The organism is Pseudomonas tremae, from assembly GCF_023278125.1.
Lineage (GTDB): Bacteria > Pseudomonadota > Gammaproteobacteria > Pseudomonadales > Pseudomonadaceae > Aquipseudomonas > Aquipseudomonas tremae.
This window is the reverse complement of record NZ_CP066270.1, coordinates 348,771-366,433: the sequence shown is the minus strand read 5'-3', so window position 1 is coordinate 366,433 and position 17,663 is coordinate 348,771. Positions and strand designations below refer to the sequence as shown.

General features: G+C 58.6%; 16 protein-coding genes and 1 tRNA gene. 12 read left to right on the top strand and 5 right to left on the bottom strand.

The window, feature by feature from the left end:
• Positions 1-107 precede the first annotated feature (107 nt).
• Positions 108-1,106 carry a GGDEF domain-containing protein gene (locus I9H09_RS01575; RefSeq protein WP_005887926.1) on the top strand — a complete coding sequence of 333 codons (999 nt, stop codon included), beginning with the start codon at positions 108-110 and terminating at the stop codon, positions 1,104-1,106.
• Positions 1,107-1,403: 297 nt separating this feature from the next.
• Here I9H09_RS01575 and I9H09_RS01570 read toward each other — a convergent pair whose 3' ends face one another.
• The 5 genes from I9H09_RS01570 to I9H09_RS01550 form a co-directional block, all read right to left on the bottom strand.
• Positions 1,404-2,795 carry a response regulator gene (locus I9H09_RS01570; protein ID WP_183142374.1) on the bottom strand — a complete coding sequence of 464 codons (1,392 nt, stop codon included), beginning with the start codon at positions 2,793-2,795 and terminating at the stop codon, positions 1,404-1,406.
• A 156-nt stretch (positions 2,796-2,951) separates the two neighbouring features.
• Entirely contained in the window at positions 2,952-4,232 is a 1,281-nt protein-coding gene (gene gabT / locus I9H09_RS01565) for a 4-aminobutyrate--2-oxoglutarate transaminase (protein WP_005887924.1), read from the bottom strand.
• 198 nt (positions 4,233-4,430) lie between these two features.
• Positions 4,431-5,873, bottom strand: coding sequence for an NADP-dependent succinate-semialdehyde dehydrogenase (gabD, locus tag I9H09_RS01560; RefSeq protein ID WP_005887923.1), 1,443 nt, complete (start codon positions 5,871-5,873; stop codon positions 4,431-4,433).
• Positions 5,874-6,159: 286 nt separating this feature from the next.
• A complete protein-coding gene (locus I9H09_RS01555) occupies positions 6,160-6,795 on the bottom strand; it encodes a LysE family translocator (RefSeq protein WP_024671774.1) in 636 nt (211 codons plus the stop codon).
• 43 nt (positions 6,796-6,838) lie between these two features.
• Positions 6,839-8,107 (bottom strand): FAD-dependent monooxygenase, encoded by a 1,269-nt coding sequence (locus tag I9H09_RS01550; protein WP_055004640.1) that lies wholly within the window; start codon positions 8,105-8,107, stop codon positions 6,839-6,841.
• Positions 8,108-8,273: 166 nt separating this feature from the next.
• Between I9H09_RS01550 and I9H09_RS01545 the strand changes: the two genes are divergently transcribed.
• From I9H09_RS01545 to I9H09_RS01495, 11 genes are all read left to right on the top strand, one after another.
• Positions 8,274-8,350: transfer RNA gene (locus I9H09_RS01545), tRNA-Arg, on the top strand.
• Positions 8,351-8,517: 167 nt separating this feature from the next.
• Positions 8,518-9,753, top strand: coding sequence for a tyrosine-type recombinase/integrase (locus tag I9H09_RS01540; RefSeq protein WP_236502456.1), 1,236 nt, complete (start codon positions 8,518-8,520; stop codon positions 9,751-9,753).
• 243 nt (positions 9,754-9,996) lie between these two features.
• Positions 9,997-10,926 (top strand): hypothetical protein, encoded by a 930-nt coding sequence (locus I9H09_RS01535; protein WP_236502455.1) that lies wholly within the window; start codon positions 9,997-9,999, stop codon positions 10,924-10,926.
• A gap of 78 nt (positions 10,927-11,004) precedes the next feature.
• Positions 11,005-11,271, top strand: a complete 267-nt coding sequence (locus I9H09_RS01530) for a helix-turn-helix transcriptional regulator (protein WP_122325781.1) — start codon at positions 11,005-11,007, stop codon at positions 11,269-11,271.
• The gene (locus tag I9H09_RS01525) at positions 11,268-11,876 is read left to right on the top strand and encodes a hypothetical protein (protein WP_236502454.1); all 609 of its coding nucleotides are present in this window, start codon (positions 11,268-11,270) and stop codon (positions 11,874-11,876) included. Before I9H09_RS01530 ends, I9H09_RS01525 begins: the two co-directional genes overlap by 4 nt.
• 608 nt (positions 11,877-12,484) lie before the next feature.
• A complete protein-coding gene (locus tag I9H09_RS01520) occupies positions 12,485-12,766 on the top strand; it encodes a hypothetical protein (protein WP_236502453.1) in 282 nt (93 codons plus the stop codon).
• Positions 12,763-13,044 carry a DUF3077 domain-containing protein gene (locus I9H09_RS01515; RefSeq protein ID WP_236502452.1) on the top strand — a complete coding sequence of 94 codons (282 nt, stop codon included), beginning with the start codon at positions 12,763-12,765 and terminating at the stop codon, positions 13,042-13,044. Before I9H09_RS01520 ends, I9H09_RS01515 begins: the two co-directional genes overlap by 4 nt.
• Positions 13,041-15,941 (top strand): DUF927 domain-containing protein, encoded by a 2,901-nt coding sequence (locus tag I9H09_RS01510; RefSeq protein ID WP_236502451.1) that lies wholly within the window; start codon positions 13,041-13,043, stop codon positions 15,939-15,941. The genes I9H09_RS01515 and I9H09_RS01510 overlap by 4 nt, the downstream gene beginning before the upstream one ends.
• Positions 15,942-16,034: 93 nt before the next feature.
• Positions 16,035-16,925: a chromosome segregation protein SMC gene (locus I9H09_RS01505; RefSeq protein ID WP_236502450.1), complete on the top strand. Its 891-nt coding sequence runs from the start codon at positions 16,035-16,037 to the stop codon at positions 16,923-16,925.
• A gap of 10 nt (positions 16,926-16,935) precedes the next feature.
• Entirely contained in the window at positions 16,936-17,130 is a 195-nt protein-coding gene (locus I9H09_RS01500) for a hypothetical protein (protein WP_236502449.1), read from the top strand.
• A gap of 64 nt (positions 17,131-17,194) precedes the next feature.
• A complete protein-coding gene (locus I9H09_RS01495; protein ID WP_236502448.1) occupies positions 17,195-17,560 on the top strand; it encodes a histone-like nucleoid-structuring protein, MvaT/MvaU family in 366 nt (121 codons plus the stop codon).
• Positions 17,561-17,663: the final 103 nt, after the last annotated feature.

The window sequence follows — 17,663 nt, the reverse complement described above, 5'->3', positions numbered from 1 at the left end:
CAGGCGCGCCGGTCCCGGAACTTATCCCCCTCCCGACCTATCTCACCAACTTCCCCGCTAATCGGGAAAGGGCGCGGCACTGGCCGTAAACGCTTGAGATGGTTCTTATGGAAAAGCAGTCTCCCACAGCCCTACCCGGCACGCCGATCACTGATATGCCCGCAGCCACAGAAACCCTGTTAGCCCTGATGCACGCACAGGCAGAAGTCGCACGTCTGAGCGAGCGTGAACAACTGTTCAGCTCATTGCTTGTGAGTGTGAACGCAGTGTTATGGGCGTTCGACTGGGAAACCCAGCACATGATTTATGTCAGCCCTGCCTACGAGCGCATCTTCGGACGCTCGGCGGGCCTGCTATTGGCTGATTACAGCGAGTGGCGCGACAGCATCTACCCGGACGACCTGAACTACGCCGAGCGCAGCCTGAACGAGGTTATCGAGAAGGGTTCGATCGAGGATCGCGAGTACCGGATCATTCGCGCAGATGGCGAGGTACGCTGGCTCAGCGATAAATGCTTCGTCAGCCACAGGGCCGATGCCAGCCAGCGCCTGATCGTGGTGGGCATTGCCGAAGATATCACCGAGAAGAAACACCTCGAGGATGAACTGCAGCGCCTGGCCACCACCGACGTACTGACCCAAAGCAGCAACCGCCGGCACTTCTTCGAATGCGCCCAGCGAGAATTCGAGCTGGCGCGCCTCAACGGTACGCCGCTGGCCTTCCTGCTGCTGGACATCGATGACTTCAAGCTGGTGAACGACACTTACGGCCACCAAGAAGGCGACACCGTCCTGCAACGCATCGCGGAAAGCGGCCGCTCGGCCTTGAGGCGTGGCGATTTGTTCGGGCGTATTGGCGGCGAAGAATTCGCCGCAGTATTCCCCGGCTGCGCGCCGGATATGGCCATGCAGATTGCCGAGCGCCTGCAACGCGAGATTCAGCGCCAGAATTTCCAGTCAGGCGGCGTGACGTTCAGCATCACCGCCAGCCAGGGCCTGACCAACCTCGGCCCCGAAGACCAAAGCCTCGAAGCCCTTTACGGCCGCGCCGATGCGGCGATGTATCAAGCCAAGCGCCAAGGCAAGAATCAGATCGTACCGGCTTGAATCAGCCGGGGATTGCAAGAGTGGACCGGGCGACGCGCCGCTTTTCCACGATCTCCCGGAATGTGTGACCTCCAGTATGTGGAACCGCCTGTATGTGGGAGTGGACTTGTCCACGAACTGCCAAGAACTGGCAGCCAAACGGCGCGGCGCAGATTTGTGACGCAGAGCGTCACCCAAGGCATTCCCACGCTGGAGCGTGCGGAACGATAATCGTCGGTAGATCACTATCGTGCCCATGCCCCGCGTGAGCATGCCGTTCTGGACGCTCTGCGTCCGCTCCTGACGCTGGTCACGCTCTTATTTCTTCGGTAAATCCGGAACAGCGGCTGCAGAATCTTCGATAGCAGCAGGCTCCTTGGCAGGCGCCTCTGGCGTCAGGTCCAGCAAATCGGGCTCATCTTCTTTAACCTCATCGACAGCCACTTCAGGCTCGACCGGGAGCGGTATCAGCAAGCTCGGGTCAGTCACGCCGGTCAGTTTCTTGCGCAAGCGCTGCAGATCACCGACGCTCAGCTTCAATAACTTCGCCGACTTGGTCTTGACCAGTGTCGTGACACTCTCCTCCTCACCCAGACGCGCCATCTGCCCCGCCAGGTTCATTGCCAGCACTTCGCGGGTGAAGATGCCAGTGTTGTACTGATACACCGCAGCGATCAGCTCACGCAGCTCCAGCGGCAAGCGCCAGCGGGTGCGCAGCGCGGAACCGAAGGCTGCCGAGTATTGCTCCAGTGACTGCCGGATAACCTGCTCATTCAGCTCGCCACCCGCCAGCAGCCATTCCTGCAAGCAGCCCAATACAGCCAGGTCGCCCAACGATTGCAGCAGACCGGCGCAGAAGCAGCGCTCTGCATCCAGCTCCAGCATGCTGCCCAGAATGCGTGCGTAGTCGGCGGTGCGTTGCGACATCGTCCAGAACTCATGGGCCTGCGCCAGCAACGCGTCGTCGGTCAGCACCGCCATGCGTTTCTTCGCCAGCCCGGACGCGATATTAGCGCCCTGCACCGGCCCCAGAATAGCCAGCGCCCCTGCCATGGTCTGGACAGGTTTGCCCAGGTGCTGGGCAGCACTGTTGGCGGCAGCAATCAGTACCGCGGTTATATGAGGATCGTTGCGCAATTCCTGCTCGAGCAGCACCACGTCGATGCCGCCCGGCGTCTGACTGAGCTTCACTGCCGTCGCTACGTCAACGTACAGCGGCGCGCCGTCGGCTACGTCTCGGCGCTTGTCGAGAAACTTGGTCAGCGTCAGCCCGGGCGTCAGGGCTGGCACCTCGCCCGGAGCAGCGGCGCGTTGCTCCAGCAGCAGGCTTTCAAGACGCTGACGCAGCCCCTCGGTGTTCAGTGGTTTGGTCAGATAAGCGGTCGGCGCAAGCGGCAACACTTCACGCACGCTGGCGCTGTCGTTGCGGTTGCTGATGAGGATGAACGGAATGGCAGGCTGGCGACGCAAATTGCGCACGCCACGCAACAGGCTCAGACCGTCCACGCCCGGCAACTCGCGCGCGGCAATCACCAGATCCGGCAGTTGCTTTTTCATCCATTCGACGGCTTGTCTGCCATCGGTACACATCTCTAGCTCGACATCCCCACGCACACCCAGCACCAGGTCGCTGAGCGTCTCGCGCACCCACGGATCAGACTCGGCAATCAGTACGCGAGGTACGGCGGGCAAAACTACAGCAGTCATCATGACTCTCCGATGTCGATGCGCTCACCTTAGCCAATGCAATCGCCCGGATATAGCCAAAAGAGCGAAAAACCATGCTCCAGACCAAAAAAAACCCGTCGGAACGGGCTTTTTTTGTCTGTTTGGTCAAAAATCAATCAATTCGTGACCTCACACTTTTTACGCGATTTCAGCAAAGCACTCGTCGAGAATGGCCAGGCCACGGTTCAGCAATTCATCTTCGGCGGTCAGCGGTACAAGCACACGCAACACGTTACCGTAGGTGCCGCATGACAGCAGAATCAGGCCCTTGTCGCGCGCCTTGGCGACCACCTGAGCCACTGCAGCAGCGTTAGGCTTGTGCGAATCGCCGTCTTCGAACAGCTCGACTGCGATCATCGCGCCCAACGCTCGCACTTCGCCGATCACCGGGTACTTGGCCTGCATCTCCTTGAGCGACGTCACCAGACGCTCGCCTACTGCCTTGCAGCGCTCCAGCAGATGCTCTTCTTCAAAGATATCCAGAACCGCCAGTGCTGCCGCGCACGCCACCGGGCTACCGGCATAAGTGCCGCCCAGACCGCCAGGGGCGATGGCGTCCATGTATTCAGCCTTGCCGCACACGCCCGCCAGCGGGAAGCCGCCTGCGATGGACTTGGCGAAAGTAGTCAGGTCGGCAGAAACACCCATCTGCTCCATGGCGAAGAACGTGCCGGTACGGCCAGCGCCGGTCTGTACTTCATCGGCAATCAGCAGAATACCGTGCTTGTCGCACAGCTCGCGCAGACGCAGCATGAATGCTTTAGGCGCTACGTAGAAACCACCCTCGCCCTGTACGGGTTCGATGATGATCGCCGCAATGTCCTTCGGCTCGGCGTCGTTCTTGAAAATACGCTCGATGCTGGCGATGGAATCGTCGACACTCACGCCATGCAACTCGCACGGGTACAGTGCGCGGAAGATTCCGCCCGGCATCAGGCCCATGCCCGCCGAGTAGGGTACAACCTTGCCAGTCAGACCGAGGGTCATCATGGTACGGCCATGATAAGCACCGGTGAACGCGATCACACCGGCACGGCCAGTGGCAGCACGGGCGATCTTGACGGCGTTTTCCACCGCTTCGGAACCCGTGGTCACCAGCAGGGTTTTCTTGTCGAAATCACCTGGCACTTTGGCGTTGATCTTTTCGCACAACTCGACGTATGGCTCGTACGCCAGCACTTGGAAGCAGGTATGGCTCAGCTTGGTCAGCTGCTCTTGCACGGCGGCGATGATCTTCGGGTGCAGGTGACCGGTGTTCAACACCGCAATACCGCCGGCGAAGTCGATGAATTCACGACCTTCTACGTCAGTTACGGTGGCGTTCTTCGCCGAAGCAGCGAAGATCGGGTGTATCTGCCCAACGCCGCGTGGTACGGCGGCATGGCGGCGTTGCATCAGGGAGTCGTTAGTCTTGCTCATGTATTCCTCATTCGCCGCTCATCGGTCGGCGTGGTTCAAGGATCAAGCGGGCTGGATCAACTGCAACAGCATACGATGATCGACTGCTGCAGCCTTCAGGCCACCAAGAAACTGCGATGCTGCAAAAAGCCGATGACACGTCGCTCTCGCGCGCCATCGGCTGCACTGCCTAAGCGTCATTCTGACCGAGTCAGTCAGTCAAACCGACAGGCAGAGGTATTTGATTTCCAGGTAGTCTTCAATGCCGTACTTGGAGCCTTCACGGCCCAGACCCGAAGACTTGATCCCGCCGAACGGTGCCAGTTCGTTGGAGATCAGGCCGGTATTGATACCCACCATGCCATATTCCAGCGCCTCGGCGACCCGGAACACGCGGCTCATGTTCTGCGCATAGAAGTACGACGCCAGACCGAACTCGGTGTCGTTGGCCATCTCGATCACTTCGGCCTCGTCCTTGAAGCGGAACAGCGGAGCCAGCGGACCGAAGGTTTCTTCCCTGGCAACGGCGGCATCTTTCGACACGTTGACCAGAATGGTCGGCTCGAAGAACGAGCCTTCCAGGCTGTTGCCGCCGGTCAGCACCGTCGCGCCTTTGGCGACCGCGTCGGCGATGTGTTCCTTGACCTTGGCCACAGCCTTGTCATCGATCAGCGGGCCGGTGGTGATGCCTTCTTCAAGACCGTTACCGATCTTCAGCTTGCCGACCGCGGCCTTGAGCTTCTCGGCGAACGCGTCATACACAGCGTCCTGCACATAGATTCGGTTGGCACAGACGCAGGTCTGGCCGTTGTTGCGGTACTTGGAAATCATCGCGCCTTCGACTGCCTTGTCGAGGTCGGCATCGTCGAACACGATGAAAGGCGCGTTGCCGCCCAACTCCAGCGACACCTTTTTGATGTCCTTGGCGCATTCAGCCATCAACTGACGACCAATGTCGGTCGAGCCCGTGAAGGACAACTTGCGCACGATCGGGTTACCGGTCAGCTCGCTGCCGATATCGCCCGCGCTGCCCGTTACCACACTGAACACGCCCGCCGGGATGCCCGCACGCTCGGCCAGTTCAGCCAGCGCCAGTGCAGAAAACGGCGTTTGCGACGCAGGCTTGAGCACCATGGTGCAACCCGCAGCCAGCGCAGGACCGGCCTTGCGGGTGATCATTGCCGCCGGGAAGTTCCAAGGCGTAATCGCCGCCGTCACACCGATCGGCTGCTTGAGCACAATCAGACGCTTGTCCGGTTGGTGACCAGGGATCACATCGCCATAGACGCGCTTGGCTTCTTCGGCGAACCACTCGATGAATGACGCAGCGTAGGTGATCTCGCCCTTGGCTTCAGCCAGCGGCTTGCCCTGCTCCAGCGTCATCAACAGACCCAGGTCGTCCTGGTTTTCGATCATCAGCTCGAACCAGCGGCGCAGCTTATTGCCACGCTCCTTGGCGGTCAGCGCACGCCAGGCCGGCAGCGCCTTGTCGGCCGCCTCAATCGCCCGACGCGTCTCGGCAGCGCCCATTTTCGGAACAGTGCCGAGGATTTCATTGTTGGCCGGGTTGTTGACCTTGATCGACTGACCACCGTCCGCGTCCAGCCACTGGCCGTTGATGTAGGCTTGCTGGCGGAACAGGGTGGAATCTTTGAGCTGCATGTCGGCCTCCTAAACAGCACCGCCCACAGGCGGCGCGAACAATTGAATATCGATGCACCTCATTTGGAAGCCATCGCCAGGAAAACATTCCATCGGGTTCCAGCGATGCACAGCGCATAAAAGCAGGAAGACCGAACAAGAGCGTTTGAAATCTCAAACGAATCCTAGGCATTGCGGGGGCAAAGGACAATAGGCCGTTCGAAAAAAAGAACGGCTCTAAAGAGTTGTGTGATTTTCTGATCAGCGTCGAGCCTGGGAGCACGGGTACCTTGCAGCCCGATGTTGCTCAGGCCGCCTTGCCCTTCAATGTGAACAGGCTCAACCCCAAACCGATAAACGAAGCGCCGAACACCCGATTGACGTATTTGCGCCGACGCGCGGAGTTGAGGTGACGTTTGAGTCTGAGTGCCAACAGCGCATAAAAGGCATGGGCGACCATTGAGCACCCGGCGAAAGTCAGGATCAACACCCCGGTCTGTTCCATCTGCATATTGCCCGTCTGGATGAACTGCGGCAGAAACGCGATGAAAAACAGGATCGCCTTGGGGTTGGTCAGCGCCACCGAGATGCCTTTTGCAAACAGGCTGCCTGCAGAAACCGCATTAGGCACGGTCGCCAGCTCATCGAATGCACTTCGCGCGCTGCGCCACTGCTTGATCCCCAGATAAACCAGATACCCCGCGCCTGCAACCTTCAGGACCAGAAACGCCGTGGCGGACGCCACCAGCACCGCGCCCAGCCCTGCAGTTACCGCCGTTGCAACAATGATCAACCCGAGCACGTTACCGAGCGAACCGATCATCGCCCGAGCCGGGCCGTGGCTCATCGAGTTCGACAACGCCATGACCACCGCCGGGCCGGGCGTCAGCGTAACCAACATGGCAATCATCGCGAAGCTCAGCCACTGATGTATCGATTCCATTTTTATTCTCCAAGTGGCGCAGGTTTAACGCACGCCTGTAGCGCTATCGATAGTCTGGCAGCGTGAACGACTGGACTGCCGGCGTCAGCGCCCTGGCAGCACGCTTGCTGATAAAGGGAGTTGCAACGATACGCTGCAAGGCACGAAGGATCGTAACACCGGTACGACTGCGAGGATGAACCAAACGCGGAACAAGCTTCGGCACGCTCTGCGACTTTTTCACCATAGGCCGTAAAACGTACTCGTAAGCGGCGAGCGCCTCTTTAATAGAGTCGGTTTTGGTGAGCTCGCCGGCCAGTACATACGCGCCTATCAGGGCAAGCGAAGCGCCGACCCCGCCCAAGGGCGTGACACACCACGCCGCATCGCCCAGCAACACCACCGTGCCGTTCGACCAGCGATCAATCTTCACCTGGCGCAAATCATCGAACCAGAAGTCGTCCGCAGCCTCCATACCCTCAAGCAGACGAGGCACCTCCCAGCCCGCGCCTGCAAACGACGCCTGAAGAAACGCCTTCTGCTCGGCAACGCTGTTGCCGACAGTCAGGTGGCTTCGGCCCTGCACATTAAAGAACGCACGCGTCGTACCGCGATTGTCCGGACGAACGCCCGCACTGCGACCGCCCACCGCGTTATACCAGCGCGCGGTCTGGCTATCGGTCGGCGCACGAGGCACGGTAAAGAACGCGCTGGCCAGGTCCATCCGGCGCGGCTGATTCTCGCCGGGGAACACCAATTCCCGCGTGCGCGAGCCGACACCCTCGGCAATGATCAACAGATCAAAACGCTCTACGCCACCACTCTCGAACGTGACCGACACACCCTCCTCATCATGCTCGACCGAAATAATGCGGTCGCCAAAGCGATAAAACGCGTCAGCCGACGAAACCTCATAAAGCAGACGCGCAAGATCACCGCGCAACACCTCAAGCTCGGCCGTCGGGCCGTCTCCGTCCAGACCAGCCAGATCAATGCGCGCCGCCGTGCGGTTATCCTCATCGACCCACGCAAGCCCCGTCTCGCCGGTATTGAGATCCTTCACCGCCTGCTCAAGCCCCATCAGGCGCAAGACCTCCCGAGCCGCGCCCCGCACATCCACATTCTGCCCGCCATCGCGAAAGGCAGGCGCCTGCTCGACAACAGTCACATCGCAATCGCGCTGCGTCAGCCACCAGGCCGCAGCACAACCCGCGATACTGGCCCCAGTAATAAGAACGCGGCACGGGCTGCGCTCAATGCTTTTGAACTGATTGATAAGGTGCCCCCGGTTAGAACGATCTGGCTGGACGGTATTGGCTGCATCATGCACCACCCGACGGCAGTGCCGGAAGCAGCCGTTTATACCGGTGTGAGCGTCAGTAGATATGGAGCGAAGCATGCTCATGGCTGCCCGTCTGCGGGCGCGCAGGATGATTTGCGTTGCAAGCCGCCTGCAACTGGACGCCCCGTACCCATGTGAGTATCATGGCGCCCGCGCTGCACCAGTAGCTCAGCTGGATAGAGTACTGCCCTCCGAAGGCAGGGGTCGTGGGTTCGAATCCCGCCTGGTGCACCATATAGCAATCTAGACCTGTCTCATACAGTCTACGAATCCCCCTAAGAAGCCCGCCCTGTGCGGGCTTTGTTGTCTCTGGCTATCCATAGCGATCCCCCCCTATACCTTCACGCCGTGTATGCCCACGTGTATGCTTTACAATTCCTTGAACAGGAGGCATACAAGCCGTGAAACGTACTGACATCAAACGCCGCCCGCTAGCTGACACAACCCTCTCCGGGCTGGAACCAGAGGATGCAACCTATCGGGAGCAAGATGGCAACGGCTTGTACTTTCGAGTCAAAGCAAATGGCCAGAAGTCTTGGGAATTGCGTTACAAGAAACCAGACGGAAAATGGTCTTGGCTAGGGCTAGGCGGCTATCCGGAAGTCAGCGGCTCTCTAGCTAGACAGAAGGCTGCACAACTGCGCGAAGACTCATCCAATGGAAAAAATCCGCTAGTCAGCAAACAGGCGAGGAGAGCTGCTGACCTGGAGGCAGCCAATAACACTTTCGAAGCGCTAGCACGGGAATGGTTCGATTCCCGACGGTCGAGCTGGGAAGCAGGCACCGCCCGGAGAATCATTGGTGCTTTGGAGCTGCATGCGTTTCCAATATTTGGGAAGCGGGTTTATACCGAGATACTGCCTCTTGAATGGATGGAGTTCCTGCGCAGCATGGAGCAGAAAGGGATCATTGACCAAATGGGCAGAGTCCGAGCCACTTGCAAAGAGATCTATGACTTGGCTCGCGTAACTGGGCGAGCCATCCACAATCCTCTCGAAGGTCTAAACAAATTCCTTCAGACCCGTAGCGCTGAAAACTACGCGCACGTGTCAGTAGAAGAGCTACCCGCACTGCTCCGTGCGATCAATTCTTACCCTCATGCAAAGGATGTTCGTTTGGGGCTCCGCTTGCTTGCGCTGCTGGCCGCACGCCCGAGTGAAATTCGAGAAGCACGCTGGTCAGAGATTGATCTCAATAAAAAGCTCTGGACGATCCCGGCCGAACGCATGAAGCGTCGGCGTGAACACGTGGTTCCCCTATCCCGCCAAGCTGTCGAAGCAATCACTGAATTGCGCTCGCTTACAGGAGCATACCCACTGCTGTTTCCAGGCAGGAAAGATAGGACTATACCCCGCAGCAATACCGTTTTTCTGATGGCGTTACGGAGACTTGGTTATGGCGGACGCCAAACAGGTCATGGCTTCCGTCATATCGCAAGCACGATCCTTAACGAGCAGGGTTTTGATGAAAATCATATTGAAGCGCAGCTTTCCCATGTGAAGGAAGGAATCGCAGGGGTATACAACAAGGCGGTTTATTTACCTCAACGTAAAGTCATGATGCAGTGGTATGCCGATCATCTTGACGAGCTAGCATCTGGCAACGTTGTCCAAGGCCAATTTGGAAGGGCCGTATGAGATCTCAATTCCATACCCCCTCCAAAAGCGGTGTTACTCGTGTTACAGGTGTAGCGAATCTATTTAACCATTTGATTATAATAGGATTATTGGAAGTTACACGACGAGGTAGCCGACACATTGCGACGTGTTACGAGGCCGAATCGTGTAACAACACTGCCCCAGCAACCCCGCTGCTGGCCCGACCTGTGGTACTGCCGAACCGCTGTAAATGTGACACGAGCCGGGGCCAAGGGGCGGTCGATGGACAATGAGAATATGCCGGTTGGTTGCCTTGAAATTGCTGGATGCGATGTCAGCAATTTGCTTGAGGAACTCGAAGACATCGAACAGGCCGTGCATGAGTTAGCGCTGTATCCGCAATTTCGTGAGCATTTCAAAGAGGCTCTAGACGTGGCCAATTACGCCACGTCATTCTGGCTTGAGGATGGCAGCTACCCTGACCGAGCAGGATCGGTAGTGGCCACGATGTTCCGACTTCGCGATGAGATTGAGGATCAGGCCAGCTATAGAGATTCCGGTTCGCTGCCGAGTGTCATGAGAGGATTTCTTGGCGTTGACCGCAACGATGCTGACTCGCAACTCGTAGCAACTTACGCTCTGGTGCAGAGCGTTCAAGCTGTCCAGGTACTCGCTAACTGGCTCTTTGAAACGGAACTCTACGTCTTCGAGCTCGATGTCGATCTCATCGCCCAAATGCAAGCCACAGATCATGATAGGTATTGCGCACTGGTAGGTAAGGAGCGGCTAAAACATCCGGGTGCGGAGATTGACGCTCGTGAATCCTTTCGCACCTTCATGGGCGAGGCCGACAAGGCGCTCATGCTTGCGAGCATCTTCAAGCAGGTTGAAGAGGTCGACGTAGCGAAGGGCAATTTCAATGTGGCCAACTTTTTAAGGAAAGCGCTGAATAAGGCGCTGACCAATGCGTTTTCCGCTCAAGCTTCGCAAAGAGGCGCGGCGGCTGGTAGGGCCAACAGCCACCCGGACTCGGTAAAGCAGCAGAACGCAGCGGACCTGCGCAAGCGCATTTGCAAAGCCGCCGACCGTCTCATTTTTGGCAACCCGGCTATTTCAGAGCGAACATTAAAACGAGCATTGGTAGAACAGGGTATAGCGTCTGAGCCAACCATCAAAAAATACCTGGTCACCTGTGGCTATTTACCTCGGTAAATTTTCTTAAAAGCAAACCGTGTTTGCTTTTTTCCGCCTCCCTAGTCTGTGCCTGTCTCTCACCATATAGGCACGGCTATGTCATCCCCTCTGCAAGCAATTAACACCACGCACCCAGCTCGTGATCCAGCTACCACACTCATTCGCATCAGCGAAGTCATTGCGATAGTCGGCCTCGCCCGACCCACGATTTACAAGCTGATGCAGCAACAAGACAGCGGCTTTCCGCTCCCAGTAAAACTGAGCAACAGCAACGCCCGAGGTGCGCCCGTAGCATGGGTCTTGGGGGAAGTTCAGGCATGGACGCGAGCGCGCATCGCTGCTCGCGATCAGGTGGCCGCATGAGCAATCGTTTCCCAAAGACCAACGGCCCTTTCATCGACTCCTACAGCATCGGTTTTCAGCTCTACAAGCCGGGCGAACTCAACTGGAAAAGTCGCACCATCGCGGGCGTCAGCTGGAATGGTCTGGAGCAGGAAGCGATCTTTTTCAATCCGGATGGCATGGCCCTACCTCTCAAACCGAACCCGTGGAATGTGCCGGACTGGATTCGTGCGCACGCCATCCGACGCGAGTTTGCATGCGTGCATGGCACAGGCCATTTCGCGATGAAAGAAGGACGCCGTAGGGCATTGCGAACGGTCGGCCTCAACGACTGGGTGACTTACTGGCTAGTCGACCAGTCCGGCGGCTTTGCCAATGAATCGAAGTTTTGGGAAGGCTATCTGGCTGCTGATCTCGCCACCGAGCAAGCCGACAGCAAAAAGCTACACACCGAAATGCGCCTGAAAGACGACCTGGCTGCGTACGTCGAGCAAAGCATTGCCGAGCGCCGCGAGCGCTTGACTGTCATGCACCGCCGTCGATGCAAAGAGGATCAGAAGATTCTCGCATGGCTAAAAGGCGAGGTCCCCGCACCGCTATTCGACGCCGAAGCGCATGCGGCTTGACGTCTCCCCTGCCCGATCTGCTCGCCTTTGATCCGGCATCCGAGCCCAAAGCTATAGCGTCTCAGACTCGACGCACGCACCAACAAAAACGCCTCCGGGGGCAACCGGAGGCGTCGAGGTAAATCTATATGCACGTCAAATGTATTTCGCATCGAACGCGAGTGCAAGTCGCTCAAACAGTTGCACATCCCAAAACCGGGCGTTATTCTCTGGCCGTCGCTGCAAATTCAGCGATCAGGTTTGGCGACCTGAGAAACTTGGCGCACAAGCGCCCCATAAGACAGCAGGCGCTTTTTTTGTGCCCGCTGCATTATTTTATGGCGGCTGTGCGTGGGATACCTTCGGGTATGCCGGGTTCCAAGTTCCCGGTTCGCCAACCTGCGTACAGCTGCCACCCTCATTCGTTTGGCGACGTTTTGGTGGCAGCTCCAAATCAAACTTGGAGTTCCACATATGCACGCCCTCATTCCATCCAAAAATCGCGCCGCTGCCCATCGCGCAATGGCTCTCGCCGCTTTACACGCCAACTCCAGCCTCGCTACACGCCTTGCCCGCTACAACGCTCACATGACCAAAGCACGCGCCCTGGAAACCGTAGGGGGTGCCCAATGAACACCGCCCTGATCTCCTCCCTGCCCGAGGATCTGCTTTGCGTTAATCCGACAGCGGACGCCGGTGTACCCATCGACGCCATAACCTGCGCCGTCGACCGCGCCAGCTCGGTGCTGCTACTGCTTGAAGACCAGTTCGAAAATGAAGGTCCCAGCTTAGCCAATCACATCATCGCCGCCGCCCTCTGGGACGTACGCGGCACGTTAGGTCTGATACGAACCTTGGCGCTTCACGCAGACGAACTGGTCCGCGGTCCTGCGCAAGGGGGTGGCCTGTGAGCGCGTCATTCCAAGGCAACACCACCGGGCACACTGCCTTTGCCAAATACAACGCCCGAAACCAACCGCTGTTCAGCGTCAATGCAGGCGTTTCCTGCGAAGAGGCGTTAGAACACGCCTCCGTGCTGACTGACTGCATCAACAAACTGACGCTTCAAGCGGGCATAAACGACGACAGCAGCGCAGCGTGGGCTGCCCACTACCTCGGCGATATGGTCAAGGCCATCATTGATGACGTGACCACCAGCCTGCAGTTTCCAACGGAGGATCGCCCATGAGCACCTCCGGCACGAAAAAGCGCCCTTCGTTCGCACAGGTCAAAACTGCTGCGCTACGCAACATCGACAAGGTCCTCGCTCACTGGCTCCCGAACGGGAAGCGAGTGGACGGCGGCAAAGAGTACACCGCACCCAACCCCACCCGAACGGACAAGCGTGCGGGCTCTCTGAAAATCAGTATCAGCAAAGGCACCTGGTCTGACTTCGCGACCGGCGACAAGGGCGGCGATTTGATCGACCTGGTCCGCTACATCGACGGCGGCACTGACGTCGAGGCCTGCAACAAACTGGCGGATCTGCTCGGCGTAACTGCGGACTCAGCGCCCGCCAAACCCGCACCGGCCAAAAGCAAAGCGCCCGAGTGGATTGCTATCCAGCCGATCCCGGCCGAGGCGATGAACAGATGCCCGGTTAAACACCGGCAGCATGGCGCACCATCCAAGGTCTGGATTTATCGCGATGACAAAGGCCATCCGCTCATGGCGTTGTACCGGTTCGACCTCGGCCCCGATGAGGACGGCAAACCGAAAAAGGTCTTTGCGCCGCTGACCTGGTGCAAACGCAGCGACGGCGAAACGACCCAATGGCGTTGGCAAGGACTGCCCGAGCCCCGGCCGCTTTTGCGCCTGGATGAATTGGCGCTCCGTGCCGATGCGCCGGTGGTCTTGTGCGAGGGCGAAAAGGCCGCTGACGCAGCGGCTGATTTGATGCCGAGCCACGTGGCCACCTGCTGGCCGAACGGTTCGAACTCTTGGCATAAAGCAGACCTGACACCGCTCAAAGGCCGCGACGTGCTGTTGTGGGCAGATAACGACGACAGCGGCGCTGCCTGCATGGACGCGGTCGCCCACAAGCTGCGCGAGATCGGCGCAGGCTCGGTGAGGTTCATCGCGCTGGAAGTGTTCAAGCGTAAACCCACGATGAAAAACGACTGCGCTGCTTTCGCCAAAGGTGGCCAATGGGACAACGGTGATGATGCCGCCGACGCTCCTGCCAAAGGCTGGACAGCTGACCATTTCGCCGAGCTGGAGCGCAGTGGCGAGCTATTCGGTTCGGTAGAAGAACCGTCCGCACCGGAGGAGCCCGAACCCACTCCAAACGCGAAGACGAAGCCAACGGCCAAGCGCCCTGCAAAACCGAAAAACGACCTAATGCCTGGCGGCTTTCGCCTGACACCCGAGGGTGTTTTTTACGCAGGCGACGACGGCGAAGCGCGCCCGGTGTGTTCGCCTCTGGAGATCCTCGCCCGGACCCGCGATGACAAAGGCCACAACTGGGGCCTGCTCGTGGAGTTCGACGACCCCGACGGGGCCAAGAAGCGCTGGAACATTCCGGCGCGCACCATGACCGGCGATTTCGGCAAGGACGTACTCGGCCCGCTGGTAGACATGGGCCTGCGCCTGGCTGGCAGCAGATCAGGGCGCAATGCGCGCAACGACCTGCAGAGCTACCTCGGCGGATTCGACAGCGCACAGCGGGCACGACTGGTCACTCGCCTGGGCTGGCACGACAACGCCTTTCTCCTACCGGAACAACAGGTGGGCATGCACAGCGAACACCTGCACTTCTACGAGGCAGGATCTCAACTGCCGCCAATCAGCGAAGCGGGCACGCTTGAGCAATGGCAGGAGCAGATCGGCGCGTTATGCGTTGGCAACCATCGCCTGGCGTTCGTGGTCGGCGTGGCCTTCGCGGGTCCGTTACTGCACATGCTGGGTCATGAGTCGGGCGGCTTTCACCTGTATGGCGATAGCTCAGGCGGCAAGACAACACACCTGCAGGTCGCCGCATCGATATACGGCGGACCGCGCCTGGTGCGTTCTTGGCGCTCAACCGACAACGCACTGGAGTCCATCGCCGCCGCGCATTCCGACGGCCTGCTGGTGCTGGACGAGATTGGCATGTGCGATCCGCGCATCATCGGCGAGACGGTGTACATGCTGGGCAACGGCACCGGCAAGGCACGGGCCAATGATCGAGGCCAGGCAGGCCGACAGGTGCAGGAGTGGCGTTTGCTGTTCCTCTCCACCGGCGAGAAGACGTTGGCCCAGCACATGGCCGAAGCGAACAAGGAACTGAAAGCGGGCATGGAAGTACGCATGCTCGCAGTCCCCGCCGATGCCAGCAAAGGCTTGGGCATGTTCGACGCATTGAACGGCTTTGATGATGCAGCGGCGCTGTCGGACGCACTCAAAGCGCGGGTCGCCAAATACTACGGCACACCGCTTACCGCGTTTCTCACAGCCTTGTGCGAACCCGATAAGCGTCACGCCTGGTCCGCCATTCTGCGCCGCACGCTGGAAGGCTTTATCGCCCAATCGTTGCCTGCGTCGGCGAGCGGACAAGCTCACCGCGCCGCCGCTCGCTTTGGCCTCGCCGCTGCAGCGGGAGAATTGGCCACGGCAATGGGGATAACCGGCTGGCCCGACGGCACCGCGACAACCGCTGCGCGGGTGTGCCTCAACGCTTGGATGAACGAGCGCGGGGGTGCCGGTAACTTCGAAGGTGATGCGATCTTGGCGCGACTGCGCCAGGTCATCGAGCGCTTCGGCGAAAGCCGTTTTACCCGGTGGGAATCAGCGGCGGCGAAGGTCGACGAACACGGTCCGCGCACCATCGACAGGCTTGGCTTTCGCAAGACGATGGAACACGGCCTGGGCGACGCCCTGCACACGACCAACACCTACTACGTCCTGCCCGAGTCATGGCGCTCGGAGATATTCCGGGGCATGAACATCAACGCAGTGAACAAGGAGCTGCTGCAGCGAGGCGTCATTGAGCCTGGGAACGATGGCAAAGCATCGACTCTGGTCCGACTACCCGGCTTGGGCACGCAACGCTGTTACGTCGTGAAGACGATTCCCGGATTGGCTGAAAGCGAGGCTCGGGCCGCCTAAGGGCATGCCTGCTGATCGAGGTAGCGCCGGCTGATTCCCGGCCTCGCCAGCCACTCAACCAACTCCCAATCGAATTGAACAGAGACCAGACACATGAACGAGATTCAAGAACTTAAAGACCGCCGCGATCAACTGCTGAACGAGGCCAATCAACTGCATACCCAACTGCTGCCCCTCGAAGCCGCGCTGGAGAATGATCAGGGCATCGACGCGGATCAAGCGCTTGAATTGCGCCATAAGTACAACGAGCTGAAAAGGCCTTTCGATTCACGCAAATACGAAGCTCACTTGTTGGATCAGAAGATCAATCGCCGCGAAACCCTCGCCAATAGCGATTCCCTGATGGCGGGTTACGTCGAGGCAATGAATAACTGGAAGGCGGACGAGCAGGAGCTGAATGCGAAGCGCCAGAGCCTCAGCAGCCGCCTTGAACAGATCCAACAACAGGCGGTAGAGGACATGGCCAAAGCCCGGCAGGCCGAAACGGACGCGGCTACTGCGTATGCACAGGCCGTCGCATGGGGCGACACCGAAGGCGAAAAGATCGCCAGTGCCGATGCGCAAAAAGCAGCAAAAAACCTGACTGCCGCCGCCGAACATGATCGTCGGCATGGCCTGATCATATCTGCCCTCAAGCAGGAGCTGGCGACCGTAGATCAATACATCGTCGAAGCTCAGGAAAAGCACAAGGGCATCGAACGCGACGCCCTGTGGCTCTCTCAGACGGTGCTTGAAGAGAAATGGAACGAGGCCGCTAAGGCATTGTTTGAAGTCGGTGGAAGGCTCTGGGCGAATTACAACCTGCTCGGACGTGATCAGGTGAGCCTGTTGAAACTGGCGGTTCCGCAGGAAGGCGAGACCGTCGGGAACTGGACGTGGCATGAATTATCCGACCGAGCGCGCAACTACGGCGCACAGGACCTGCTTCAACTCAACGAGACCTCTACACGTCTGCAGGCTGAACAGACGAGCCACCTGGCCTAACGACAGAGTAATGACCATGACCAAGCGACCTCAGAACGCCGCGAGTTGGTCTGACACGATCAAAGCCCGGAAAGCTCATTTGGAGACCCTGCTGAAAACCATCAACGCGGCCCCGGCCAGAACCATTCAGATCCAGGCGCTGACCATCAAGGCCATCAGAGCGGAACTGGACCACATTGAAAGCCAACTGACACGCCGGAAATAGGCTGAACTTGAGAACGACGCATTCGATCTGAATAACCACACGCAATCAAAAACAGGGAAAAATAATGTCCAAACTTGCAGAGTACCGCCAGTTGGAAAAACACCTCGCCGAGCAGCTCCAGGCGCTGGAAACCATGAAAGGCGATGAGAGGCTCAAGAAAGAAATCGAGTTCGAAACGAAGCTGCGCAAGCTGCTTGAACAGTACGGCTTCAGCCTAAAGCACATCGTCAACCTGCTGGACCCGAAGGCCACGGCCCGAAGCACGAGCACAGAAAAACCTGCAGGCACACGCAAACCCCGTGACCTTAAGGTGTACAAGAACCCGAACACAGGTGAAGTGATCGAAACCAAAGGTGGGAATCACAAGGCATTGAAGGCCTGGAAAGCAGAATACGGTGCAGACGCCGTCGAGGGATGGCTGAAGAAGTAAAACCAGCTTCATCTGAAAAAGGGCCCAGTAGGGCCCTTTTTGGTGTAGGTAATTTCTTAGTTGAATCTCTCACACGCTTTTACCAAATGTGTTCCAACTGGCG

Bases quoted from the DNA above. Each gene is read 5' to 3' on its own strand.
- I9H09_RS01575 (WP_005887926.1), top strand. From the start codon at position 108: ATGGAAAAGCAGTCTCCCACAGCCCTACCCGGCACGCCGATCACTGAT.
- I9H09_RS01510 (WP_236502451.1), top strand. From the start codon at position 13,041: ATGAGCACCTCCGGCACGAAAAAGCGCCCTTCGTTCGCACAGGTCAAA.
- gabD (WP_005887923.1), bottom strand. From the start codon at position 5,873: ATGCAGCTCAAAGATTCCACCCTGTTCCGCCAGCAAGCCTACATCAAC.
- I9H09_RS01555 (WP_024671774.1), bottom strand. From the start codon at position 6,795: ATGGAATCGATACATCAGTGGCTGAGCTTCGCGATGATTGCCATGTTG.
- I9H09_RS01525 (WP_236502454.1), top strand. From the start codon at position 11,268: ATGAGCAATCGTTTCCCAAAGACCAACGGCCCTTTCATCGACTCCTAC.
- I9H09_RS01530 (WP_122325781.1), top strand. From the start codon at position 11,005: ATGTCATCCCCTCTGCAAGCAATTAACACCACGCACCCAGCTCGTGAT.
- I9H09_RS01570 (WP_183142374.1), bottom strand. From the start codon at position 2,795: ATGATGACTGCTGTAGTTTTGCCCGCCGTACCTCGCGTACTGATTGCC.
- I9H09_RS01500 (WP_236502449.1), top strand. From the start codon at position 16,936: ATGACCATGACCAAGCGACCTCAGAACGCCGCGAGTTGGTCTGACACG.
- I9H09_RS01520 (WP_236502453.1), top strand. From the start codon at position 12,485: ATGAACACCGCCCTGATCTCCTCCCTGCCCGAGGATCTGCTTTGCGTT.
- gabT (WP_005887924.1), bottom strand. From the start codon at position 4,232: ATGAGCAAGACTAACGACTCCCTGATGCAACGCCGCCATGCCGCCGTA.
- I9H09_RS01535 (WP_236502455.1), top strand. From the start codon at position 9,997: ATGGACAATGAGAATATGCCGGTTGGTTGCCTTGAAATTGCTGGATGC.
- I9H09_RS01505 (WP_236502450.1), top strand. From the start codon at position 16,035: ATGAACGAGATTCAAGAACTTAAAGACCGCCGCGATCAACTGCTGAAC.
- I9H09_RS01495 (WP_236502448.1), top strand. From the start codon at position 17,195: ATGTCCAAACTTGCAGAGTACCGCCAGTTGGAAAAACACCTCGCCGAG.